The 24,433-nt window shown below is 43.7% G+C and carries 18 protein-coding genes, 1 tRNA gene and 1 pseudogene; 9 read left to right on the plus strand and 11 right to left on the minus strand.

Features of this window, described 5'->3' with window-relative positions; genetic code table 11:
• Nucleotides 1-92: 92 nt before the first annotated feature.
• Entirely contained in the window at nt 93-2,876 is a 2,784-nt protein-coding gene (locus QH73_RS23760; RefSeq protein ID WP_052289762.1) for a hybrid sensor histidine kinase/response regulator, read from the minus strand.
• A gap of 638 nt (nt 2,877-3,514) precedes the next feature.
• Here QH73_RS23760 and QH73_RS23765 point away from each other — a divergent pair.
• On the plus strand, nt 3,515-4,012 hold the full coding sequence (locus tag QH73_RS23765) for a molybdenum cofactor biosynthesis protein MoaE (protein WP_039713560.1): 498 nt from the start codon (nt 3,515-3,517) through the stop codon (nt 4,010-4,012).
• Nucleotides 4,013-4,368: 356 nt separating this feature from the next.
• Complete coding sequence (gene crtO, locus QH73_RS23770) at nt 4,369-6,069, plus strand: beta-carotene ketolase CrtO (protein WP_039713561.1); 1,701 nt, start codon at nt 4,369-4,371, stop codon at nt 6,067-6,069.
• 20 nt (nt 6,070-6,089) lie between these two features.
• Here crtO and QH73_RS23775 read toward each other — a convergent pair whose 3' ends face one another.
• The gene (locus tag QH73_RS23775) at nt 6,090-6,857 is read right to left on the minus strand and encodes an amino acid ABC transporter ATP-binding protein (RefSeq protein WP_039713562.1); all 768 of its coding nucleotides are present in this window, start codon (nt 6,855-6,857) and stop codon (nt 6,090-6,092) included.
• Between the two features lie 165 nt (nt 6,858-7,022).
• On the opposite strand from QH73_RS23775, the pseudogene QH73_RS23780 reads away from it, so the two are divergent.
• Nucleotides 7,023-8,584: pseudogene (locus QH73_RS23780) on the plus strand (ABC transporter permease subunit).
• A 94-nt stretch (nt 8,585-8,678) separates the two neighbouring features.
• Here QH73_RS23780 and QH73_RS23785 read toward each other — a convergent pair.
• Nucleotides 8,679-9,239, minus strand: coding sequence for a thermonuclease family protein (locus QH73_RS23785; protein ID WP_039713563.1), 561 nt, complete (start codon nt 9,237-9,239; stop codon nt 8,679-8,681).
• Nucleotides 9,240-9,366: 127 nt separating this feature from the next.
• Here QH73_RS23785 and QH73_RS23790 point away from each other — a divergent pair, with 127 nt between their 5' ends.
• Together QH73_RS23790 and QH73_RS23795 are read left to right on the plus strand one after the other, a co-directional pair.
• Nucleotides 9,367-10,536 (plus strand): anhydro-N-acetylmuramic acid kinase, encoded by a 1,170-nt coding sequence (locus QH73_RS23790; RefSeq protein WP_039713564.1) that lies wholly within the window; start codon nt 9,367-9,369, stop codon nt 10,534-10,536.
• A gap of 149 nt (nt 10,537-10,685) precedes the next feature.
• Nucleotides 10,686-12,215 carry a serine/threonine-protein kinase gene (locus QH73_RS23795; RefSeq protein ID WP_039713565.1) on the plus strand — a complete coding sequence of 510 codons (1,530 nt, stop codon included), beginning with the start codon at nt 10,686-10,688 and terminating at the stop codon, nt 12,213-12,215.
• Nucleotides 12,216-12,322: 107 nt separating this feature from the next.
• On the opposite strand, the gene egtD is transcribed toward QH73_RS23795, so the two are convergent.
• From egtD to QH73_RS23815, 4 genes are all read right to left on the minus strand, one after another.
• Nucleotides 12,323-13,360 carry an L-histidine N(alpha)-methyltransferase gene (egtD, locus tag QH73_RS23800; RefSeq protein ID WP_039713566.1) on the minus strand — a complete coding sequence of 346 codons (1,038 nt, stop codon included), beginning with the start codon at nt 13,358-13,360 and terminating at the stop codon, nt 12,323-12,325.
• A gap of 231 nt (nt 13,361-13,591) precedes the next feature.
• Nucleotides 13,592-14,878: an SUMF1/EgtB/PvdO family nonheme iron enzyme gene (locus tag QH73_RS23805; protein ID WP_052289912.1), complete on the minus strand. Its 1,287-nt coding sequence runs from the start codon at nt 14,876-14,878 to the stop codon at nt 13,592-13,594.
• Nucleotides 14,868-15,656 (minus strand): ergothioneine biosynthesis protein EgtC, encoded by a 789-nt coding sequence (gene egtC / locus QH73_RS23810; protein ID WP_039713568.1) that lies wholly within the window; start codon nt 15,654-15,656, stop codon nt 14,868-14,870. Before egtC ends, QH73_RS23805 begins: the two co-directional genes overlap by 11 nt.
• 572 nt (nt 15,657-16,228) lie before the next feature.
• Nucleotides 16,229-16,639, minus strand: coding sequence for a hypothetical protein (locus tag QH73_RS23815; protein WP_132867508.1), 411 nt, complete (start codon nt 16,637-16,639; stop codon nt 16,229-16,231).
• 370 nt (nt 16,640-17,009) lie between these two features.
• Here QH73_RS23815 and QH73_RS23820 point away from each other — a divergent pair, with 370 nt between their 5' ends.
• Nucleotides 17,010-17,591, plus strand: coding sequence for a PadR family transcriptional regulator (locus tag QH73_RS23820; protein ID WP_039713569.1), 582 nt, complete (start codon nt 17,010-17,012; stop codon nt 17,589-17,591).
• On the opposite strand, the gene mug is transcribed toward QH73_RS23820, so the two are convergent.
• Nucleotides 17,548-18,099, minus strand: coding sequence for a G/U mismatch-specific DNA glycosylase (gene mug / locus QH73_RS23825; protein WP_039713570.1), 552 nt, complete (start codon nt 18,097-18,099; stop codon nt 17,548-17,550). The two genes, QH73_RS23820 and mug, sit on opposite strands and share 44 nt — an antisense overlap.
• A gap of 192 nt (nt 18,100-18,291) precedes the next feature.
• Here mug and nudC point away from each other — a divergent pair, with 192 nt between their 5' ends.
• Nucleotides 18,292-19,110, plus strand: coding sequence for an NAD(+) diphosphatase (gene nudC, locus QH73_RS23830; RefSeq protein ID WP_039713571.1), 819 nt, complete (start codon nt 18,292-18,294; stop codon nt 19,108-19,110).
• A gap of 131 nt (nt 19,111-19,241) precedes the next feature.
• Nucleotides 19,242-21,164 carry an ABC-F family ATP-binding cassette domain-containing protein gene (locus QH73_RS23835; RefSeq protein WP_039713572.1) on the plus strand — a complete coding sequence of 641 codons (1,923 nt, stop codon included), beginning with the start codon at nt 19,242-19,244 and terminating at the stop codon, nt 21,162-21,164.
• Here QH73_RS23835 and QH73_RS23840 read toward each other — a convergent pair.
• Both QH73_RS23840 and QH73_RS23845 read right to left on the minus strand, forming a co-directional pair.
• A tRNA-Ser gene (locus QH73_RS23840) sits at nt 21,165-21,249 on the minus strand. It abuts the gene before it with no gap.
• A gap of 61 nt (nt 21,250-21,310) precedes the next feature.
• A complete protein-coding gene (locus QH73_RS23845) occupies nt 21,311-22,237 on the minus strand; it encodes a TIGR04168 family protein (protein WP_039713573.1) in 927 nt (308 codons plus the stop codon).
• Between the two features lie 163 nt (nt 22,238-22,400).
• Between QH73_RS23845 and nadA the strand changes: the two genes are divergently transcribed.
• Nucleotides 22,401-23,381, plus strand: coding sequence for a quinolinate synthase NadA (gene nadA, locus QH73_RS23850; protein WP_039713574.1), 981 nt, complete (start codon nt 22,401-22,403; stop codon nt 23,379-23,381).
• A gap of 52 nt (nt 23,382-23,433) precedes the next feature.
• Here the strand turns inward: nadA and QH73_RS23855 are convergent, their stop codons facing one another.
• Nucleotides 23,434-24,210 carry a class I SAM-dependent methyltransferase gene (locus tag QH73_RS23855; protein ID WP_039713575.1) on the minus strand — a complete coding sequence of 259 codons (777 nt, stop codon included), beginning with the start codon at nt 24,208-24,210 and terminating at the stop codon, nt 23,434-23,436.
• Nucleotides 24,211-24,433 lie beyond the last annotated feature (223 nt).

Genomic DNA, 24,433 nt, shown 5'->3' on the forward strand with positions numbered 1-24,433 from the left:
TATACATTCGTAGGGATGCACATCTGTGCGCCCCTACAGATCTATGTACCCCATCTAATGGAGAGTTATAGTTAATTTTAAAATAACTATAGCTATTCTGTATCCAACAACTGGCGAATAGTTCTTAGTAACTCTTGAGCAGTGTAGGGTTTGATCAAAAATGCCTTGACCCGATCGCTTACAGATGTCAATAATCGATCGTTTGCTGCCAACCCACTCGTCGCTATAATTTTGACCTCAGAATTTAGTTTCTGTAACGTGCGAATCGTTGTTGTACCATCCATTGCAGGCATCATCATATCGACCATTACCACGCTAATTTCCGAGCGATGTTGCACGTAAATTGCGATCGCATCAATCCCATCAGCCGCAGTCAGAACTCGATAATTATGCGCCTCTAAAGAAGTTTTGATAATCTCGCGAATCGCTACTTCGTCATCTGCAACTAAAATTAATTCTCCATGACCAAATGGAATTTCTGGTTCGGGCGATCGTGGTTGTTCTACAGCCTCTTTTGCAGGTAGATACACCTGAAATTGAGTTCCTTTTTTCTCCTCACTCGTGACTTGAATAAACCCCCCGTGTCCTTTGACAATTCCAATTGCGGTAGATAGTCCTAACCCAGTGCCTTTTCCAATGTCTTTGGTCGTAAAAAAAGGCTCAAAAATTCTCTCTTTCACCGCTTTTGACATTCCCATTCCTGTATCTGCAATGGTGATAACAACATATGCACCAGCCTTTGCTTCTAAATGCATCCTTGCATAGTGTTCGTCTACTAACAAGTTCTCAGCCGCAATTTTTAAAACTCCACCATTCGGCATTGCATCGCGAGCGTTGACGCACAAATTCATTAATACTTGATGCAGTTGCGTAGCATTGCCAGCCGCCGCCCATAAATCTGGGGCGATATCTGTATAAACTGCTATTGACTTAGGAAAAGTCTCTTTGATAACTTGTTTGATTTCTGCTAATAAATGTCGCAGTTGTAAAACCGTTTGTTGTCCTTCAACCCCACGGGCAAATGATAGCACTTGCTTGATCAAAGCCGCGCCCCGCTTTGCATTAGTTTCAATTGCCTGTAAAATCTGCAAGTTGCGCGTGTTGTTGGTTTTCAGTTGCAACAGTTGGGCTGACATTAAAATTGGAGCCAAAACATTGTTTAAATCGTGAGCAATACCGCTTGCTAAAGTACCAATACTTTCCAATCGCTGAGCGCGTAAAAATTGAGTTGTTAGTTGTTTTTTCTCAGTAATATCTGTATCGACGCATAAAATCGATTTGGGTTGTCCTTGTTCGTCGCGTATCAACGTCCAACGGCTTTCGACGACGATCTCTTTGCCAGCTTGCGTGACTTTTTCTAACTCGCCATACCACTCACCTGTGCTAAGAACTGAGTGCAAAGCCTGGGTGTGTAAAGATGCTCTTTTGTATAACAACTCAAATGCACTCGTGCCTATAGCTTCTGCTGCTGTCCAACCATACAGCCGCTCTGCACCGCGATTCCAATATAAAATGCGATCGCTACTGCAATCTTTGACCAAAATAGCATCGGTAGTGACATCTAATAAAGCAGCCTGTTGGCGAATCTTTTGCGCCGCTTGCTTGCTTTCCGTAATATCTTCGACAATATAAGCAAACCGAGCATGATGCTCTCGTTTGCCAGCAATTGCCGAAACTGTGGCTGAGAGCCATTTTTTCCCTGCTGGTGTTTGGTGGGGATAAACAAATTTAACTGGAGTTTGGCTGCGTTCTGCTTCTCGGTAACGTTCGAGCCAAGTATGGATGTGATGCTGCGGTACTCCCATCTCGCTCGCAAGTCGGTGCTGCATCATCTGAGGAGATAAGCCAAAAAAATTGGCAGCAGCAGCGTTGTCAGAAATATGTAAAATATCGTTTTCGCGCAGTTCTACGATCCCCATCATCATAGATGCACTGTCGTAGAAACTCCGCAGAATCGATTCGCTTTCTCCCAGTGCAGCAGCGGCTGTAACGCGATCGCTAATATCGGTTAAAATGCTAACGAAATAGAGCAAACTTCCCGTATTCTCAAATACGGGGATAATTTTTATCTCGCTCCAGAACGTTTGTGCATCAGCTCGATAATTTAATAGCGTGGTTTGCACTTCTGTATTGTGAGCGATCGCTCGCTCGATTTTGGCGATCGCTTGCGGATCTGTAGCTGTTCCCCAAAGCAAGCGCCAATTTTTGCCTAATACTTCTGTTAGTTGGTATCCCGTCATGCGGCAGAAAACTGAATTAGCATAGACAATCGGACACCCATGCTGATGCGGATCGGTAATGAAAACCCCTTCAGAAACAGCAGCCATTGCTTGAGCCAGCATCAAATTTTCTGCCGATGCTTGTTTCAGAGCTGCAACTGAGCGATCGAACTGAGTATGAGCTATGGTTAAATCTGCTAACTTACGCTGTAATTCAAACTGGGTAACGATCTGCTGGCTGAGAACTTTGAGTATGGCAATTTGTTCGGGATTTAACTCTCGCGGTACGTAATCAATGACGCACAAAGTTCCTAAGGCATAACCTTCCGGCGTTACCAACGGTGCGCCAGCATAAAATCGAATTTGCGGATCTGTCGTCACGAGAGGATTAGTCGCAAATCGTTCGTCGTGCAAAGCATCTGGAACGATGAATACATCTCGTTGTAAGATTGCGTGAGCGCAAAAAGCTAAATCGCGATGCGTCTGAGGGACGGTTAAACCAACTTTAGACTTAAACCATTGCCGATCGCGATCGATCAGACTAATCAGAGCAATCGGGGTAGCGCAAATCCGAGCAGCGACATGGGTAAGACTATCAAATTCAGCTTCAGGCTGAGTGTCTAAAATTTGGTATTTATTGAGGGCTGCAAGCCTCATAGCTTCATTTATAGGCGCTACAGCTTTCATACTCTTCCCTACGCTCAACTACGCTCTTTGATTATTTTTCCCCTTCGATCGCTCTGGAAAAACAAATAGCTTTGATTCCGTTTTTGCTGGCAGGTTATCTATCCTGAATCTTAGCGAGCGAGGCAAATATATCGCGATCGCTAGTTTATGCTATTACTCTACTCTATTTATTTAGATAGATGACAGATACGTGAATACTGCTTTTGAATTACCGAAATCGCTATGGGGATCGCTAAAAAACCTTTTCTTATAGTAATGTTTTTATTTGACTTTTGTTATATTTTTTTTGACAATTTTTAATTATTTTCAAACAAAATACATAAAGCTAGAGAGTAATTATTGTGAGTAAAATTACTCAAATCGTTCCTTGATTTGAGTATCGAAAAGCTAGTATACGCGATCGCTTCCCAAAATCAATTGTCTCAATAGATAAAAATCTATATAGAACTAAATCGCGAATGCTAACAAATTTGTTGAGAAAAGTTAAGAAAGTGAGTAAGGAGCGCACGAGCAGTTAATTCTTTACTTACGACTTTTGACTTCCAGCGACAAACTTCTCGTGCCACTAGAATAAATACAGTCCTTCTGAACGCAGAGAATAGAAAAACGTGAGCAACGCGGGAGTTACTACTAACTACCTCTCATCTCCAGTCAAAGTGAGGTCGGAAGATAGCTTTGCGATAACTTTCGCACCTTTGTCTTTAGATGCAGTCTATGCCCTTGCCGATGACCCAGGCAATGGAGCGATTGTCGTTATGAGTGGGATGGTACGCAACCAAACTGACGGTAAACCAGTAGTATCGTTGGAGTATCAAGCGTACGAACCGATGGCAATGCAGATCTTCAAGCAAATTGCAGCGGAGATTCGCCAACAATGGCAAGACGTGAATCGAGTCGCTATTTACCATCGCATCGGTAAGTTAAAAATTGGAGAAATTAGCGTTTTAGTCGGCGTAGGTTGTCCCCATCGTTCTGAAGCGTTTGAAGCCTGTCGCTATGCGATCGACACCTTAAAGCATAATGCCCCAATTTGGAAGAAAGAACATTGGCAAGACGGATCTTCCAGTTGGGTGAGCATCGGGGCGTGCGAGACTCAAGGATGCTGAAGTTTGGGTATGGTGGGCATTGCCCACCCCACACTTGATTTTTGATTCAATTAGTTGCTAAAACCCAAGGCAAAAATTAGTAAAGCACCTACTACTGCTAAGATTGAAAGCACCATACCTGCATTTGGACTACCTTTGAAGGAATAGTTTTTATCATCCATTAGGTATACCTCTCTTTTACAAAGCTACACGTATTGTTACATTTAGCCGTTGTCGAGTCATCGGTCCTACGAGAGAAATAGACTCAATGCGGCAGGAAAACATAGCCCTTATCTTTTCTTCTACCCCCAGACAATTGTATATTCTTTGACTTCTGCCTAATATCGGAGAGAGATAATCTGGCTGGAGTAGAGAATATGCAGGCTTATGATATTGTCATCATTGGAGCAGGACACAATGGCTTAGTGTGCGCGGCTTATTTATTAAAAGCCGGATATAGTGTTTTATTATTGGAAAAGCGCTCTGTTCCTGGTGGAGCAGCAACGACAGAAGAGTGCTTACCTCAAGAAGCACCAGGATTCAAATTTAACCTTTGCGCGATCGATCACGAATTTATTCATCTCGGACCAGTCGTTCAAGAACTAGAACTAGAAAAATACGGATTGGAATATCTTTATTGCGATCCGGTAGTTTTCTGTCCGCATCCAGATGGCAAGTACTTTTTAGGTCACAAATCTGTTGAAAAGACTTGTGCGGAAATTGCCCGTTATAGTCAACGAGATGCAGAAAAATATGCTGAATTTACAGATTATTGGCAACGGGCGCTCGGTGCGATGATTCCGATGTTTAACGCTCCACCTAAGTCATTATTGGATATCCTCGGTAACTATGACATTACAAAAATAAAAGATTTATTCTCTGTTATTGGTTCTCCCTCAAAAACTCTAGACTTCGTTCGTACCATGCTCAGTAGTGGCGAAGACATGGTAAACGAATGGTTTGATTCTGAATTTTTGAAAGCACCTTTAGCAAGACTCTCATCAGAACTGGGTGCGCCTCCTTCACAAAAAACCCTTGGGATTGGCGCAATTATGATGGCAATGCGTCACGATCCAGGTATGGCTAGACCGCGTGGTGGTACGGGTGCATTAGTGCAAGCTTTAGTGAATCTAGTCAAAAGTAAGGGTGGTGAAATTCTTACCGACCAGCATGTAGAGAAGATTTTAATTGATAACGGTCAGGCTGTGGGTGTAAGAGTTGCTAATGGTAAAGAATATCGGGCGAAAAAAGCGGTTATCTCCAACATTGATGCTCAGCGAATATTTCTACACATGGTAGATCCGAGCGAACTTGATGCTGCCGAACCCCATTTACGCGAAAGATTAGAACGTCGAATTGTCAATAATAATGAAACAATTCTCAAAGTCGATCTAGCAATTGATAAACCACTGTGTTTTGAGCATCACGAACACAAAGATGAGTATTTAATTGGCTCAATTTTAATTGCCGATTCCGTCAGCCATGTAGAACAAGCACATAGTTTGTGTACGCTGGGGCAAATTCCCGATTCTAATCCGTCCATGTATGTCGTCATGCCTACAGCACTCGATCCTTCAATGGCTCCGGCTGGAAAACATACAGTTTGGATTGAATTTTTTGCGCCATATCAAATTGCTGGGGCAGAAGGTACGGGGTTAAAAGGAACGGGTTGGACAGATGAATTAAAAAACAAAGTTGCCGATCGCATCATCGATAAACTAGCAGAATACTCTCCTAATGTAAAAGACTCCATTATTGCCCGTCGAGTCGAAAGTCCGGCTGAATTAGGGGAAAGATTGGGTGCATATAAAGGTAATTATTACCATATTGATATGACTCTCGATCAGATGGTTTTCTTCCGTCCTTTGCCAGAAATAGCTAACTATAGAACTCCGATTGATGGCTTATTTCTTACAGGTGCGGGAACTCACCCAGGTGGTTCGATTTCGGGGATGCCAGGGCGCAATTGTGCTAGGGTATTTTTGCAAACGCAAAATCCGCTATCGCAAACGTTTAAGGATGCAAGAGAGTCGGTGAAGTCAACTTTTGAATCAGTGTTTGGCACGAAACAAGGTTGAATTTCAGTTGAATTTTCAATTTAGCTATGGTCTAGATCGGGATTCAAACGACTCAAAAACGTTCGCAAGCGATCGCTTTTCGGACTAACTAAAACTTCCCGTGGCGATCCTTGTTCTTCAATTTGCCCTTGATGTAAAAACATAACGCGGTTGGCGACTTCCCGCGCAAATAGCATTTCGTGGGTAACGACGATCATTGTCATTCCGTCAGCGGCGAGTTGTTGCATCACGCGCAAAACTTCCCCTACCAGTTCTGGATCTAAAGCGCTAGTAGGTTCGTCAAATAGCATGATCTGGGGATTCATGCACAAACTCCGAGCGATCGCGACTCGTTGTTTTTGTCCGCCAGAAAGCTGTTCGGGATAAACGGTAGCTTTTTCAGATAAGCCAACTTTTTCTAAATATTGTGCGGCAAGTTGGGCGCTTTCTTTTTTCGATTTTCCTAACACCTTTTGCTGTGCCAGGGTTAAGTTATCTAATACATTTAGGTGAGGAAACAAATTAAATTGTTGAAATACCATCCCAACTTGCGATCGCAATTGACGCAGCACGTTGCGGTTGAGGTTGGGACGCGATATGTCAATATCATTGACGACTAAACGCCCGCCATTAATGGCTTCTAGACGATTGAAGCAGCGTAGCAAAGTACTTTTGCCACAACCAGAGGAACCAATAACGGCGACAACTTCACCGCGATAAATTTCACCGCTAATTCCTTTGAGGACTTTGAGGGAACCGAAGTTTTTCTCTACACCTTCAAATACGATTGCGGGGGTAGCACTATTCATACCTACGTTGGAAGTGGGTTGAGTTGGTTACAGGGTATTTTAATTACACTCCAATTGATTGTATTCTATGGCACAATACTCTGGTGCAGAAGGGGATAAAAGGAAGTTTAACTCACTGAAGTTTAATTCATTACTGCAAGTACAGAAAATGCACAAGGAAAAGGAATGATGGCTCTAAGTGTTATCCGTCGGTTGCGTTGGAGTTTATTGGTCGGCTTGTGCTGCTTGTTGGTGCTACTGACAAACTGTGGTGGGAATAATTCTAGTACGAGTGGGACGGGAGATACAGGTGGTGCGGCGAAAACTTTAACAGTGGGAACCGAACCCGCATTTGCGCCATTTGAGTTTAAAGGTACGAATGGTGAGTTGCAGGGGTTTAGTATCGATTTGATGAATGCGATCGCTAAGTCGGCTGGATTTACAGTCAACTTTCAAAGCTTACCCTTTGATGGTTTGATTCCCGCCTTACAGGGAAAAACGATCGACGCAGCCATTAGTAGCATGACGATCACAAAAGAGCGATCGCAAACAGTTGATTTCTCTCGTCCGTATTTTAAAGCTGGGTTGGCGATCGCGGTTCGGAGCGACAACCAAGATATTACGAATTTTGTCAGTCTCGAAAATAAAAGAATTGCCGTTCAAATTGGGACAACTGGGGCAGAAGAAGCCAAGAAAGTTGCAGGGGCAAAAATCAGTAGTTTTGATTCCGCACCTTTAGCTTTACAAGAATTAAAAAACGGTAATGTGGATGCAGTTATTAACGATGCACCTGTTACTTTATATGCGATTAAAACTGCTAACCTTTCAGGAATTAAGGTTGTCGGTCAATTGCTGACAGAAGAGTTTTACGGTATTGCTACGGCTAAAAATTCTCCTAATTTAGCTACGATTAATCAGGGGCTAGGAACAGTTTTAAGTAATAATACATATGCTCAAATCTATAAAAAGTGGTTTAATGCCGAACCGCCTAAGTTACCAGAAAAATCGCCCTTTGCCAACTAAAAAACTTGTATCTCGCAATTATGACTAATGCATTCGAGATTATTTTCCAGGCAATTCCTACTTTACTAGCTGGTGCTTTAGTCACGCTCCAATTAACAGCCTTTTCTGTCCTTTTGGGATTAGTTGGTGGTTCGTTAGTCGGAATTGCGCGGCTTTCTCATATCGTACCTTTGCGCTGGGTGACGAGGGCATATGTCGATTTTTTTCGAGGTACGCCGTTATTAGTCCAAATCTTTATGATTTATTTTGGCTTGCCCGCGATCGCTCAACAAATCGGGTTTGATTTTTCTCTGGATCGCTTAGCTGCGGCAGTATTAGCTTTGAGTTTAAATAGTGCGGCATATATTGCTGAAATTGTGCGTGCGGGGATTCAATCAATTGAGTTAGGACAATCGGAAGCTGCTGAATCTTTGGGCTTAGATTCAGTCCAAACTATGCGCTATGTCATCTTTCCCCAAGCCTTCCGCCGCATGTTACCACCTTTAGGAAATGAGTTTATTACTTTACTTAAAGATACGAGTTTGGTAGCAGTCATTGGATTTGAAGAGTTGTTCCGCAAAGGACAGTTGATTGTTGCTACCAACTATCGCGCTTTTGAGATTTATGCAGCTGTAGCGATCGTCTATTTGTGTTTAACTCTGCTGTCTTCTCAAGGATTTTCTTGGTTAGAAAAGTGGCTTAACCCTGTGGCTCGGCAAAAGCAGCGATCGGCTAAGCTGAGTTAGGAAGTTTGTGAAATTGCAATCGGAAGTTAATGATAGTGTCACGCAAAGACGCAAAGACGCAAAGTAATTTTTAAGCGTCAGCGCCAGGGGTTATTTACTTTTTAGCACTGCGATACTTCCAAGGGGTGACAAATTGAGCATCACCCCACACGCCTCGGCGCTGTTCCCGTGCTTGGGTTGCGGCTCGTTCTATGGCTGTAGCGCTGGGGCAGTTTTTTAAATAGGGTGTGTAGACTAGTGCCAATCCTTCCCGCGCCATAACTTCTTGGACGAGAGTACCATCACCCAAACGCACTTCGCTCACTTTTCGCCCGTAGCGATCGCGATCGGTAATTGTCAGATTAACGCGATCGCCTCCTTGTTGAATCAATTTTTGTAATCGCTGCTGTGCCTGAAGTCCCCACTTATATTGATCGACATCTATACGGCTTTGGCTGGATCTTTCTTTCGCAGAATGAGGTATTTCCGGTGCATCCACGCAAGCAAAACGGACGGTAAACTCATCGCCCTTAGCGTTTACTACCCTAATAGTATCGCCGTCACTGACGCGCTTAACTGAATATGCCGCAGCACCATAGCGCGGCTGACATCCTGTTAAAAACAAAATAAAAATAATTGTGAATAAATACGCTAATAGCTTTTGGATGAGTTGCACTGGTAGTTGGTAGTTGACGGTTGACGGTTGACGGTAAACGCTGCGCTACACTACCCCTTCGGGGAAGCAAGCTACGTGAAGACGGTTGACTGATAACTGACAACTGATAACTGATAACTGATAACTGATGACCTTAGTAGTTGGTTTAATTAGCGGGACTTCTGTTGATGGCATAGATGCCGCTTTGGTAAATATTACAGGCAGAACTGAAGATATTCAGGTAGAACTGTTAGCGGCAAACACTTATCCTTATCCTACCGATTTGCGATCGCAAATTTTAGCAGCTTGTAAAGGTGAAGCCATCTCCATACCTCAATTAGCAGCTTTAGATGATGCGATCGCGCTTTGTTTTGCTCAAGCTGCTCAAAATATCCAAGCCGGACATCCTCCCGCCGAATTAATTGGTTCCCACGGACAAACTGTTTTCCACAGACCACCTGCTTTAGGTTGTAGAGACGTTGCGTGCAACGTCTCTACAACTCAATATTCGCTTGGCTACAGCCTGCAACTCGGACGCGGGGCGGCGATCGCGCAACTCACAAATACTCCAACGGTCAGTAATTTTCGGGCAGCAGATATTGCTGTGGGAGGTCATGGAGCGCCTTTAGTGCCGAAAGTTGACGCTTACCTGCTCAGTCACCTTTATGAGGCGCGATGCGTCCAAAATCTCGGTGGAATTGGAAATGTAGCCTATCTTCCTCCCCGCAGTCATGTCAACTGGGAGGAAAAAGTCAGAGGTTGGGATACGGGACCAGCCAATACTTTATTAGATTTAGCAGTCCAGCACTTAACTGATGGCGCGCAAACTTACGATCGCGATGGCAATTGGGCAGCTAGCGGTACTCCTTGTCATCCTCTTGTAGAACAATGGCTCAGTCAAGATTTCTTTCACCTCCCACCACCAAAATCGACAGGACGAGAGTTATTTGGCTGGGAATACTTACAACAATGTTTAGTTGATGCTCAAAGTTACCAATTGAGTGCAGCTGACTTGCTGGCAACTTTGACAGAATTCACTGTCGTATCAATTGTGCATAGTTACCGGACATTTTTACCGCAAATGCCAGCACGAGTTCTTTTATGTGGCGGTGGTAGTCGAAATTTATATTTAAAGCAGCGACTGCAATTTCATCTAGAAGTACCAGTCTTGACCACAGATGAAGCGGGATTGAGTGCCGATTTCAAAGAAGCGATCGCCTTTGCCGTTCTAGCCTACTGGCGACAACAAGGCATACCAGGCAACCTACCTCAAGTGACTGGAGCAAAGCAAGCAGTTTTGTTAGGTGAGCTTGCGTGAGTGGTTGGTGGCTGGTAGCTAGTGGCTGGACTTTTCTCTCTAGTCACTAGCCACTAGTCACTAGTCACTGATAACTGATAACTGATTTTGGGAAGAATACTAATGACAACTAGAGACCACAAATTTTTGCTGTGGTGGAACTTTAATTCATGCGAGATCCCAATCTCAACCGCATACTTGCTAACCGCTATCAACTTCAACAGGTACTTGGAGCAGGAGCAATGGGTCAAGTCTATCTTGCCCACGATAAATTGTTAGGAGGGGTTCCCGTTGCTGTCAAATTACTAAGTATATCGATTCATAATAAAAAACTTCGCGTGCAAGAACGTTTTGAACAAGAAGCAAAAACCTGCGCGATCTTGGGTCAAAAAAGCATTCATATCGTCCGCGTCATGGATTATGGTGTTGTAGAGGAGAATGGTACGCCATTCTATGTGATGGAGTATTTAAAAGGGAAAAACTTGAGCGATATGATTCGCAATTATGCTCTATCGCTACCGAGGTTTTTAAGTATCGGACGGCAAATTAGTCTTGGTTTAGAATGCGCCCATCAAGGAATTCCAGTTGATGGAAAAACTTATCCGATTATCCATCGAGATATTAAGCCAAGTAACGTTTTATTAATTCAAGATAATAGTTTGGGAGAATTAGCAAAACTGTTAGATTTTGGCATTGCTAAATTACTCCAAGCAGATAGCAGTCAAACTCGATACTACATGGGAACGTTTGCTTATTCTTCTCCAGAACAAATGGAGGGTAGCGAACTTACTAATCGTTCTGATATCTATAGTTTGGGAGTCATGCTATTTGAGATGCTGACGGGCAATATTCCAATTCAAGCCAATACGGACTCTTTTGGAGGTTGGTTTAAAGCCCACCACTATCAACCGCCCCGTTCTTTTGAGACATCGGAACCAAAGTTTCCCATTCCGCCACAGTTGAAAGATTTGGTCATGAGCTGTTTGGCGAAAGCACCAAGCGATCGCCCGCAAAACGTCAGTGAAATTATCAAGGTTTTTACCCTGCTCGAACAGCCACGCGATCGGTCTTTACCTTTAACAACTCAACCCATAACACCACAAACGCCAAGTAGCAGTATTGAGCCAGCGAATACGATTGTTGCACCACAGCAAGGTCAACTCACCACAGATGCTATTTGTCGGCTAACTCGTTGGCCGCAAAATAAACCAATCGCAGATATTGTTTTTCCTCAATCAATCCAAATTAACGGTGAAGAGAGTCCTGCTTTGTGGGTAATGTTATCCCAAACAGAAGTAAATAAACGTTTAGTGAATAGAACATACAACCACTTTTTATTTATCACTTCTCCTTCTCCCATGATGCTATGGATTACTGCTCTCCATCACCGCACTTACGGGACAAAATGGTTGACTTACTATCTCGATTTAAAAAATAGTCAAAATCGAGATTTAATTCAATCAATCGGCATCAAGGGATACTATCGCGTCCTTCTATTTGCGCGCGAAACTCCACAATATGCTAGCTCTTGCTTATTAATTAATGTTGCCCATAGTCAAGGAATATTGTTACAACAATGGTATCTCCTCAGTCAATCTTCAAATATTAACGGTGATGCCCAGTTGAGTAAAAATTTGCTCAAGCAGGAATACGAGAAGATCAAACCACAAATTTTAATGAAATTGGAAGCGAGTGTTTGATCTTCAGTTATCAGTTATTAGTTATCAGTGAGTAGTGACTGGTGGCTAGTGGCTCGACTCTTTTCTAGTCACTAGTCACTAGTCGCTAGCCACTTGCTATTAACTACTCACTTCTTTTGACAGAGCAATAAGCCAAACCAGTTTTTGGTATCTGTCCAAGTTTGGATGGGAATTAATCCTCGCGTTTGTAACTGTTGTTGTAGGTTTGTGAGGTTGAACTTACGAGAAATTTCAGTTCTGATTGTTTCTCGATCGGCAAATTCTACTGTTAAATTAAGCGATCGCATCTGTACGGTTTGCGATCGCAAGCTTCTCAGGTGCATTTCAATTTGATGCTCTGTTTCGTTATAAAAAGCCCAATGCTCGAAGTTTTGCAGGTCGAAATTGCTGTCATAGCGCCAGTTTAAGTGTTGCAACATATTGAGGTTAAATGCTGCCGTGACTCCTTGGCAATCGTTATAAGCTGCCTCTAAAACTGATTTTGGCTTTTGCAAATCTACACCCAATAAGAAATACTCTCCTATTTCAAGGGCTGCAAAAATCCGGGCGAAAAACTCATCAGATTCTGAAGGGGTCAAATTGCCTAAAGTACTGCCAATAAAACAGATCGTGCGACTGGGTAAAAGAGTTGGCGCGAGTCGTTCTAGTGCAAGTTCGTAGGTACTGGCTAAAGCGCGAACTTTGAGCGTGGTATAGTCGGCTAAAAGTTGTCTGGCACTGCTCTCTAGTATTCCCGCGCTGACATCCACTGGAATGTAGTGTAGTGGGTATCCGAGTTTGTGGTAAGCGTCCAAGAGAATGCGCGTTTTAGTCGAGCTACCGCTACCCAATTCGACGAGTTCGCACGCACCTGTTAGCCGCGCAATTTCAGTTGCATATTTTTGTAGGATCGCTGTTTCGGTGCGCGTCAGATAGTACTCTGGTAATTCGCAAATTTGCTCGAATAACTGCGAACCTCGGTCATCGTAGAAGTATCGGGGTGGGAGGGTTTTAGGCGTTTGAGTTAATCCCGCGATCGCGTCTTTCCCTTCTGTGAGTCGGCTCGTCGCGATCGCTGCGGGATCGATGAGATTCTCTATCTGCAAGCGTTGCTCGATGGAACGGGGATAGATATTGCTTGCAGTTTCAAAGATGGACACGCTCAACCTCCGTCAAATTCAAACATACCCGATTGCGATCGCCGATCTGCAATAGTCTGCGACCTTCAGAAGTAAAACACAAAGCCAATTAGCAAAAAATCATGCTGGAGTTAGATCAACTCAGCTACTAGCAATTCCTTACGCATTTTCCCATAAAACTGTCAGTTATTAGTGACTAGTAACTAGTGGCTGGTGGCTAGAAAAGAGTTTAGTTGCTAGCCACCAGCCACTAGCCACTCAATTCTTTACACACCGAAACCCAGCTAAAATTTGCCGCACTTGAGGATGATACCAGTTGCGAAAACTCGTTCTTAGCGCCCAAGGACGAGTTGCCCAACTGCCACCTTTAAGAACTTGATGCTGTCCGTCAAAATAAACTTGGGAGTAACCAGTGTAGGGATAACTGGTAAAACCTTCGTAGCCATCAAATATAGAAGCCGTCCATTCCCAAACATTGCCCAACATATCTTCACAACCATAGGCGCTGCGTCCGTTGGGATAGGCGTTGACTGGTGTTGTCTGCGCGATCGCGTAGTTGTGATTGCACCGCTCTAGGTCTAGCTCTACTTCCCCCCAAGGATAGGTGCGATGTCGATGATTTAATGCATCCCAACTAGCAGCTTTTTCCCACTCAGCTTCTGTAGGTAAGCGTTTGTCTGCAAATTTGGCATAAGCTTCGGCTTCGTACCAACTGACACCACAAACGGGATGATTATCGTATTGCAGATCTTCTATCCAGTAGAGGGGTCGATCGATCTTTTCTTGTTGCAACCATTGCCAACCATTTTCCGACCACCACACCGGATTGTGATAGCCTTTCGCCTGCATAAACAGGCGATATTCAGCGCAAGTCACGGGATAGCGATCGATCCAGTAGGTATCTAAATAAACTTGATGCGCCGGACGCTCGTTATCTAAAGCGTCAATGGTATTACTCCCCTGCTCGAAGTAGCCAGCAGGGATCTTTATCATTTGATTTTGGTAGTTGGTAGTTGGTAGTTGGTAGTTGGTAGTTGGTAGTTGGTTATTCGTCCCTGCTCCCTGACAACTGACAACTGATAACTGATAACTGATAACTGATAACTGTAATAAAAACGCGATCGTCTCGCAGTGTTGGCTTTCGTGTTGTAGCATCCAGCGCCACAGGCGTTCGTGTCGATCTAAGTCTATTGTTTCGAGGATTTGTAAAACTTCTTGCCTGACTGTATTGAGATAGTGACGAATAACGGCTTTACCTGGTAACTTAACGCGATCGCATTTTGGTAAACCGTCAGCCATAAACAGGCGGCGATGTTCGGGAAATAGCGGTGCTAGTCCCGCATTACGTTCGCGCAGCCATAATGACTCTGTGTAAGCAATATGACCAAAATGCCATCCCACAGGGCTAAAGTCGGGGTGTGCTTGAGCGCAGAAGGTTTCCTCGTCTACTTGCTCGAATACAGCTAACGTTTCTTGACGACACTGCTCGTACCATTCTCTTAGTTGGTGGCGTTGCTGCTGGCGATCGCTGGCTCTAAATTTGATGGAACTTGATTTCAAGGTCTTCTCCTACACTGACGATGCTATGTTCTGGAATAGAGTGCCAGTCACCTTTAAATAAAGGTTCGGAAGCAATGATGACTGCGGCTGGAAATGCTGGATCGTCTCGCAGCCAGTAGAGAGAGGGAGAGTTGCGATCGCTGGCAAAACGAGAAGCAATTAGACGCTTGCCGTCGCTTATCAGCAAGTTTGCCGAAGCTCTAGTTTGATGAGACTTAGCCAATAGATCGAGATTGTTTATGGTAGCTGATAATGCTTGCTCTAAACTCATAGAGGGATTGGCTTGGACTTCATCTAGTAATAGCGCAAATATGTGTTCTGAGTCAGTACTGCCTTGAATTGCCTGGTAAGCAAAATCGCTGAGGCGATCGCGGATTGGACGATAAATAGTTTGGCGAAAATTCTCGACTCTGCCATTGTGTATGCACAAAAGCTTTTGATTGTCAAATGGTTGACAGTTACTTAAATCGACTGCTTGTCCCGGCGTAGCACTGCGGACGTAGGCAAGCACGCAGCTAGATTCGACATAGCGACTCAAACTAGGTAGATTGACATCGTTCCAAATTGGCAGGACGCTTTTATATGCGAACGGATTTGTGTCGCGCTGGGCGTGATACCAACCAACCCCAAAGCCATCTGCATTCAGTAATCCAGAATTCATCTCACGGGGTTGATAGCTTTGGACAATCAGTGAGTGTTCTGGTTTGTACAGCAGTTTTTCTAGAGATACAGTTTCACCTAGGTAGCCAAGTAAACGGCACATACTCAGGTCTTTATACTTAACATTAGTTGATATTAGGCTCTGTAGCTGAGAATTCCATGAATGTGAGCTAAATTTTTTCTAGCAGCTAGAGAAGCTAAATTTCACACAATTTCACATTTTAGCTTGCGATCGCCATATGTGACATACGATCGGCTATTACTTATCGCTCTTCAGTATGGGTAGGGTGTGTTACGCAAGGCGCGTAACGCACCAAAAACTGAGAGTGATGCGTTAGCACGATCGCATAACGCATCCTACGTAGATTTCAAAAATTAAATCTGAGTCCTATAGCTGCTTAATTCAATACATGTTTTTAGAAGTTGTTGCTAGCTAATATGTTTTTTTACTTGATTTTAGCTGCAACTTGTACGGTTTTTACACATTCAAATTTCACTCTTTATCGACAAGAATATCTTGTATTTTAGCTGAATGCAAATATGACGATCGATATATTTTGCCTTCTAAAACTCAGATTAAAATCCGGTTGCAATGAGTGACTAGTAAGAGTAAAACTGCAAACAATGAAGGGCAGACAAGATGCCTGCCCCTCAAAATCTTCAAATGACCAATGACTAATGACTATTTAGCAACTGCGTTACTTCTGCGTGTGCTAACACGACGGCTGGTTCTTGCTGAAAGGCATTGTAGTATCTTCTAGCAAACTCATCGCCTGTTTCACATGGTGTTAATAGCGTGCGGGTATAAGCAGTCAACTCTTTGATAATACCTGGAGTAACTGGCTCATCTGCTTGCAACATTTCATCAATTTGCACGATTAATTCAGAGATGCGATGCAGCCAAGCAAATTGTTCGCGATCGATCGCTAGTTGTAACAATTCTCCACTTGACACTCGCCCGCTGACTTGTTCGTAAGCAATGCGTTCGGTATCTAATAATACGCGGTGTAAATAGAGCAATTTGTTACGCAAATCGCGCAGGTATTGATGTCGATGTATTCGTTGTAGCAATTTGTGAGAAGTCAATGGAATCCATCCTCCCGTTACGATAGTCTTTAATCGTTGAAATCTCTGCTGCGGTATTTATTACAGATGGAGTTTAACGGTTAACGGTTTTTGACAATATTACATGCGAATCGCAACTTAGATTTGATGGGCAGGCGATCGCGACTCTATTTATTGTTAACACTTTATCGTTAACACAGTTCCATCTACCCGTCTCCTAAACGTTCTACGTCCGAGCCTTGTATCGTTGTGTCAGCGTTTTTTGTAATGGGAAGTCGTCACTCGCATCATTATAATTGATGCCTCTTATATAAGACTAGTCATATAGTAGCATAGAATTAGATCGGTAGTAAAAGATGGGGAATTTACTACTTTATATACAGAAAACCGTATGTCACTAGCACACGCAATTTTAGGCTTCCTGTTGCAAGCAGAAAGGACGGGTTACGACCTGAAGACAAGCTGTTTCGATCGCTGTATTGCATTCTTGTGGTCTGCGGATCAAGCACAAATTTATCGAACCCTTGATAAACTAGTCGAGCAAGGATGGATTACCTATAAGGTTGAAATTCAACGCGATCGCCCCAATCGTAAAGTTTACAGCGTCACTGAAGCAGGAATTGCCGAATTAATGGAGTGGCTACAAAGCCCTCAACCCATACCAACAGTAAGAGATCCGCTACCAATTCAATTATTTTTCGCCGCACATCTGTCAAATGAAGCTACGATTCACTTATTAGAACGACAGCTAGCAGCACGACGCGAGAAGTTAGCAGAATGCGAGCAAATAGAACTACCAACGTTGAGCAATCTTACAGCTAATCGCGAACAGTTGATGCAACGACTAGTATTAGAGCTAGCAATTCGCAAAGAACAGACTTATATTGATTGGTTAAAGACAGCGATCGAAGTACTCAGTCAAGAGGCGCTCAATGCTTCGCAGCCAGCAGCAATTCTCGATACACCCGCGTAAGATCTGCTATTTGATAATGAGCGTTTAACCCACTTGGGTTAGGTAATACCCAAATTGTCGTACCAGACAGCAACTCAGGTTGTCTTCCCATGACAGCTTTGGGTTGGTGAAATGCCGTCCGGTAGGCGCTGATACCCAAAATAGCTAAAAATTGCGGTTGATATTGTTGGATCTTGACTGCTAACTGCTGTTGACCGAGGATTAATTCCCCAGCTTTTAACTCATCTGCCCTAGCCGTGGCGCGATCGACGATATTTGTCAAACCATAACCAAACTGTAACAGATTGCGGTCTTCAAACGGTGACAGCACCCGTTCTGTGTAACCAGCAGCGTGAAGCGATCGCCAAAAGCGATTTCCAGGGCGGGCAAAGTGATGTCCGACAGCAGCACTATAGAGACTAGGATTAATCCCGCAAAACAAAACATTTAAATTTGGAGCAATAATATCTGGAACCGTGCGTCCGTATGCCGCTTGAATTTCTGCCGTGGTAGGTTTGCGCTGCACCATCTCCTCACATTAAATTCAGCAGGGCGGGTTTATCAAGTTCCTCAATGCGAGTATAAGATTTTTGGTGAAAACCCGCCCCTACAATATCAACTTTTGCGCTCTTCTTTGCGCCTCTGCGCCTAACGCTACGCTAACGCCTACGGCTGATGCCGTGACCTAAGATCGGATCTTTGACCCCAACGCGCTTTAACAATGCATCGTACCTTTATCCCTGGCATTACTCCACCCGTAGAACAATCCGTACCCGCCTGGTGGTTTGCCTTTGCAGGTAACAAACTACTCGTACATCAGGAAGAAACAGCGAACCAAATCCCACAACTTACTAGTTTAGAAGAGATTGGCTTAACTCCTATACGAACGCAATTTCTCGGTACGTTAGGCGATCGCCCCTGCTATTGTGCTGAACTCCCTCAAGATATATCTACACCTGTAGGCATGTCATTACAAGGGCTGCGAGAATTATACGGCACGTTGGACGAAGATTTATTTATTTTGAGCGGTCGCGCCATTCAAATCGTTGAATGGAATCGTACCCATCAATACTGCGGCTACTGCGCCACTCCTACCACCCAATTACCCCACGAACGCGCGAAACGCTGTCCCAACTGTGGTTTGGTTAATTATCCCCGCCTCTCACCTGCGGTTATCGTCCTCATCTCTCGCGGTGAGGAATTGTTATTAGCCCGCGCTCACAGATTTCCACCCAAGATGTACAGTATATTAGCTGGATTTGTCGAACCAGGCGAATCGCTAGAAGAAACGGTAGTGCGAGAAGTGCGCGAAGAAGTCGGGATTGAGGTCAAAGACATTCGTTATTTTGGTTCCCAACCTTGGCCTTTTCCCAATTCTCTGATGATTGGTTTTACAGCTACCTATGCTAGCGGTGAAATTGCGATCGAACCAGAAGAATTAGTGGATGCTGGTTGGTTTAACAAGCATAATTTACCTCCAATTCCCCCAAAGTTGAGTATTGCGCGTAAATTAATCGACTGGTTTGTCTCAACTCACTGAAAATAACGGTTTTGACTTTTGTACGGGCGGGTTTAGCCAGTAGAGAGATCGCCCCAACCAGCAATCTTTGGTCAAAACCCGCCCCTACGCATCAACGTTAGACTAGATCACTGGTAGATCACCTATAACCCATGACTATTTTCACGCTGCGATCGGTTAAAAAAGACTTTGGCATCAAGGAAATCTTGAAAGATGCTAGCTTTAGCCTGGATGAAGGCGATAAAGTCGGGCTAATTGGGGTAAATGGTTCTGGTAAATCAACATTACTTAAAGCGATCGCGGGACTAGAACCAATAGATAGCGGTGAGATTTGGGTCAATTCGGGAGCTAAAATTGTCTACCTACCCCAACAGCCAAATTTAGATGAGAATCGTACTGTTTTAGAACAAGTATTTGCCGATGGTGGCGAACAGATGGCGCTAGTGCGGGAATATGAAGAAATTTCAGATAAGCTGGCGCACGGACAGGGCGATCTCGATAAACTCATGGCGCAGTTGTCAAATGTTTCCCAGCAGATTGAAGCATTGGGAGCATGGGAAGTAGAAACTAATGCTAAAGTCATTCTTAGCAAGTTAGGAATTGAAGACTTTGATGCCAAAATTAGCAATCTTTCTGGGGGCTACCGCAAGCGGATCGCCCTAGCAGCAGCTTTACTGTCGGAACCAGATGTGTTGTTAATGGACGAACCGACAAACCATTTAGATGCACTATCTGTTGAGTGGTTGCAGAGTTATCTAACTCGGTTTCGCGGTGCGCTGTTACTCATCACTCACGATCGCTATTTTTTAGATCGGGTCACAAATCGCATTATCGAGATCGATCGCGGTGACCTTTATACTTATTCCGGTAACTATGCTTATTATCTAGAAAAAAAGGCAGAAGCAGAAGAATCAGCCGTCGGCAGTCAGCGCAAACATGCCGGAGTATTACGGCGAGAGTTGGAATGGTTAAAACGAGGACCAAAAGCCCGTAGCACTAAGCAAAAAGCCAGGATCGATCGCATATACGAGATGCAGGCGCGGGAATTTAAGCAAGTGCAGGGTAAGGTAGAAATTTCTACTCCAGGTCGGCGGATTGGGAAAAAGGTAATTGAGTTAGAAAAGATTAGTAAGTCTTACGGCGATCGCACTCTTATTAAAGACTTTACATATACATTTAATCCCGAAGACCGCATTGGCATTATTGGCAGTAACGGCGCGGGTAAATCGACGCTGATGGATATTGTTACCGGACGAGTGCAGCCTGACTCCGGTACGGTGGAAATTGGTTCGACAATTCATCTTGGTTATTTTGACCAGCATTCGGAAGATTTGATGCTGAATGAAAACCAGCGCGTTATCGAATATCTCAAAGATGTAGCGGAGTTGGTTAAAACAGCAGATGGTAGCATCATCACGGCTTCCCAAATGTTGGAACGGTTTCTGTTTCCCCCCAACCAGCAATATGCACCCATCCACATGCTGTCTGGCGGAGAAAAGCGGCGGTTGTTTTTGTTGCGCGTGCTGATGAGTGCGCCCAACGTGTTGATTTTAGACGAACCGACAAACGATTTAGACGTACAAACGCTAGCGGTATTAGAAGAGTATCTAGAAGAGTTTAACGGTTGCGCGATCGTTGTTTCCCACGATCGCTATTTTCTCGATCGCGCGGTGGAGACTATTTTTGCGATCGAACCTGGTGGAAATCTGCGTCAATATCCAGGCAACTACTCTGTGTATTTGGAATACAAGCAAGCTGAAGAGGAAGAAAAGGAAATAAGTCAAAAGTCAAAAGTCAAAAGTCAAACTTCATTCCCGACTCCCGACTCCCGACTCCCGACTCCCGCGTCCTCGCGCAAGCTATCTTTCAAAGAAAAACGGGAATATGAAACGCTAGAGACTCAAATTCCCCAGATGGAAGCGCAAAAGGAAGAGTTAGAAAAGATTTTCTACAACAATCCTCCCGGCGATTTTACTGAAATGCAGCAGCTATCGGAGCAGTTAGCTCAATTAGTGCAAGCAATCGACACGGCAACCGAACGTTGGTTAGAACTGGCAGAACGGGAAAATGATTAACGGAGAGGGTGAGATTCGAACTCACGGTTCCTTTCGGAACATTCGATTTCAAGTCGAACGCAATCGACCACTCTGCCACCTCTCCAATTTAGCTACTAGCTGTTAGCTAGATATAAAAGCTAATAAATGATAGCACATTCTATTTTCTATGCAGGCTGCACGAGCTGACTTTGTTGCTGATAAAGGATTTGCTCTGATGCTATTCGATCGTCTCGATCTACCCAAACAAGAGACACTTGAGATACCATCCCAGATTGCAGATAGACTAAGGAAAAATTGCGCTGGCGATCGCCGCCATTTTCAATGATTCTAGGTACGCTAGCAGCATTGAGGTACACTGTCTCGCGGGCAATATGGACTGGCTTACGCAAGTACTTTTGGGTGTGACGTAGTTTATGGTGCATATGACCAAATGCGACCAAAGGAATCTTTTTTCCGGTGGCACGAGTTTGCGCGATCGCCTCTGTCAAATCTGGATCGCCAAAGTCACCCCCCAAGGGTTGCCAGTCCTTGCCACAAGGGTCTTCAGGGCAATCTCCTAATCCTGATGGTCCGTTATGTCCGAGAAAAATGACGGTATCGTAGGTAGCGCTACGAGCTGCTGCTACAATGCGTGCGGTAGACTCCTCAAAGCTTGCTACGCCAAATCTTTCTTGATAGAAGTCTTCGTTTTTCCAGCTCGAACCACCCCAAGTAAACGGACGGCTACCAACAACGGTTAAATTTAGTTTAGGAAAGTCTAGTTTGCCATAACCAACATGGGTTTCTCCTAATAAGTCTATTTGTTCTTGCACCCAGTCCTCTTTTTTTCGATCGTAAGGACACTTCTGGCGACCCCACGCAGTAGCGGTATACCAAGCGTCGTGGTTGCCAAACACTGCTGCTTTAGGAATGTCGAGATCGGCGATCGCTTTGACTACATCTACTGATTCATTGCCGTAGTCACCTACAAATAATGCAAGGTCGATGCCTAGTTTTTGCAATGTTATGCCATCTGCTGCTTCCCATTGGTCGTGAATATCACCGACAACTGCAATGACGGTTGTTTCATCCTGTTTGCTTTGACTGGTCATGCTTCATTCCCGATCTTCTCTTTATCCAGCATAGAAAAGCATGACGGCTTTTGGCACTGCCGTTAGGTGTTAGGAAAGATTTTGCCTCGACCAGCACCTAGTTTTGGTAAAAAGTACTATAATTGCAAGAGACTAGAAATTGTAAGTTTTATCTATTTGAATTGTGTTTACAACTGCGATCGTCCAAAATAATCCAACCCGTGAAATACCTGTAGACTTGTTTGCAGCAATTCAAGCTTTAAAACAAGAGCTGAACGCTGTGATTCTGGCACACTACTATCAAGAACCAGACATTCAAGACATTGCTGATTATATTGGCGACTCATTAGGGTTGGCTCAACAAGCTGCGAAGACTAATGCTGAAGTTATTGTCTTTGCTGGCGTTCACTTCATGGCAGAAACAGCCAAGATTCTCAATCCTAATAAACTCGTACTTTTGCCAGATTTAGCAGCAGGTTGTTCTTTAGCAGATAGTTGTCCTGCTCAAGAGTTTGCCGCTTTCAAAGCAGCACATCCAGACCACTTAGTCATTTCTTATATTAACTGTACTGCCGAAATTAAGGCGATGAGCGATATTATTTGTACCAGTTCTAATGCGGTGCAGATTGTACGCCAAATCCCTCTAGATCGACCAATTATTTTTGCTCCAGACCGCAATTTAGGGCGATATGTCATGCAACAAACTGGTCGAAATATGTTGTTGTGGCAAGGCAGCTGTATCGTCCATGAAACATTTTCAGAAAAGAAACTCGTTCAATTAAAAATTCAGCATCCAGCAGCGGAAGTTTTAGCTCACCCTGAATGCGAATCTCCTATCTTGCGCCATGCAGATTATGTTGGTTCTACAACAGCTTTGTTAAAATATTGTCAAAAGAGTTCTGCGAATTCTTTTATCGTCGCCACTGAACCAGGAATTATTCATCAAATGCGGAAAGAAGCTGCTCATAAGAATTTTATTCCTGCACCACCAATAAATAGTAATTGTAATTGCAATGAATGCCCGTATATGCGATTGAATACTTTAGAAAAGCTTTATTTAGCAATGAAGAACCGCAGCCCAGAAATTGAATTATCAGAAGAAATCGTCACGGCTGCCTTGAACCCACTACAGCGTATGTTAGCAATGAGTACTCAGCAAATTTAAGTCTACAGGTAACATATGGTTGAAATATATAGCTCTTCCATATGAACTGAGTTTAATTTTTGAAAGCTACAAACTCAATATTAGTAGCAATGTATTTGAGGAAAGTGTTTTCAGTCAGCCACCGATCTAAGCTTTCAAAACTATGATGATTAACGTAGGAAATACGATTTTTAGGTAGAAGTTGTCTATGCCAGAGATCGATGAGCTGGAACTGACTCTGGCTAAGGAGGTTTTTCACTAATTTTTTACTATACAAGCGATCGTGATAAAAATTTCCCCGTAAATGTGCTAGTCGTTGAGTCCAAGACAAGTAGTAGGGCAAGAAGAAACAAAAGAATAAGCCTTGTGGACTGAGTACTCGCCGAATTTCATGTAAAGATGCAAGATCGTTTGAAACGTGTTCTAGAACACCAAAACTCAGGACGACATCAAAGCTAGCATCATCAAAGGGAAGTAAATAGGGATGTTCTAAAGAGACGACTGATATGGATGTGCGATCGATGATAGGCGCATCCTGACCAAATGCTGCACCACTAGTTACATCACAACTAGTTACCGTAGCACCCATTTCACGTAGTAAAAAAGAAATGTGACCTTTACCGCATCCCCAATCTAGTACGCGCAAAGTTGTCAACTTAGTTTTGAACCAAGCTTCAGAACAAACTCGGATGTAGTTCGTCAAGTATAGATAAACATTGTGAGCAGCTGGATTTGTCAAAAAAGCGTGACTTTCTGTATGCTTGACTATTTCAATCAACTGATGGTTGAGTAAGAGGCGCTGCTGAAACTGTGTCTTTCTGAGAGCTATCAAATTTTGCTTGCTCTGCATTAACTTTATCTATATCTCTTTTAAAAAGAATCTACTCTGTACCTTAGTATGTAAGTTTAACTAACACAAGACTTTACGATGTGTATCATAGCAAAAGCCCCGCGATTGAGAGCGAGGCTTTTGAGGAAAAATCGACCTGGCGCGGAGCTATTGTGCCGTGGGGCAACCCCCAGAGTATCGTCGCCGCAGTCGCGTTTCACACCTGAGTTCGGGATGGATTCAG

This window comes from Scytonema millei VB511283 (genome assembly GCF_000817735.3).
GTDB classification, from domain to species: Bacteria; Cyanobacteriota; Cyanobacteriia; order Cyanobacteriales; family Chroococcidiopsidaceae; genus Chroococcidiopsis; species Chroococcidiopsis millei_B.

Bases quoted from the DNA above. Each gene is read 5' to 3' on its own strand.
- QH73_RS23790 (WP_039713564.1), top strand. From the start codon at position 9,367: ATGACCTTAGTAGTTGGTTTAATTAGCGGGACTTCTGTTGATGGCATA.
- QH73_RS23775 (WP_039713562.1), bottom strand. From the start codon at position 6,857: ATGAATAGTGCTACCCCCGCAATCGTATTTGAAGGTGTAGAGAAAAAC.
- mug (WP_039713570.1), bottom strand. From the start codon at position 18,099: ATGGTGCAGCGCAAACCTACCACGGCAGAAATTCAAGCGGCATACGGA.
- QH73_RS23820 (WP_039713569.1), top strand. From the start codon at position 17,010: ATGTCACTAGCACACGCAATTTTAGGCTTCCTGTTGCAAGCAGAAAGG.
- egtC (WP_039713568.1), bottom strand. From the start codon at position 15,656: ATGTGCCGTTTACTTGGCTACCTAGGTGAAACTGTATCTCTAGAAAAA.
- nudC (WP_039713571.1), top strand. From the start codon at position 18,292: ATGCATCGTACCTTTATCCCTGGCATTACTCCACCCGTAGAACAATCC.
- QH73_RS23855 (WP_039713575.1), bottom strand. From the start codon at position 24,210: ATGCAGAGCAAGCAAAATTTGATAGCTCTCAGAAAGACACAGTTTCAG.
- QH73_RS23845 (WP_039713573.1), bottom strand. From the start codon at position 22,237: ATGACCAGTCAAAGCAAACAGGATGAAACAACCGTCATTGCAGTTGTC.
- QH73_RS23760 (WP_052289762.1), bottom strand. From the start codon at position 2,876: ATGAGGCTTGCAGCCCTCAATAAATACCAAATTTTAGACACTCAGCCT.
- crtO (WP_039713561.1), top strand. From the start codon at position 4,369: ATGCAGGCTTATGATATTGTCATCATTGGAGCAGGACACAATGGCTTA.
- QH73_RS23795 (WP_039713565.1), top strand. From the start codon at position 10,686: ATGCGAGATCCCAATCTCAACCGCATACTTGCTAACCGCTATCAACTT.
- QH73_RS23835 (WP_039713572.1), top strand. From the start codon at position 19,242: ATGACTATTTTCACGCTGCGATCGGTTAAAAAAGACTTTGGCATCAAG.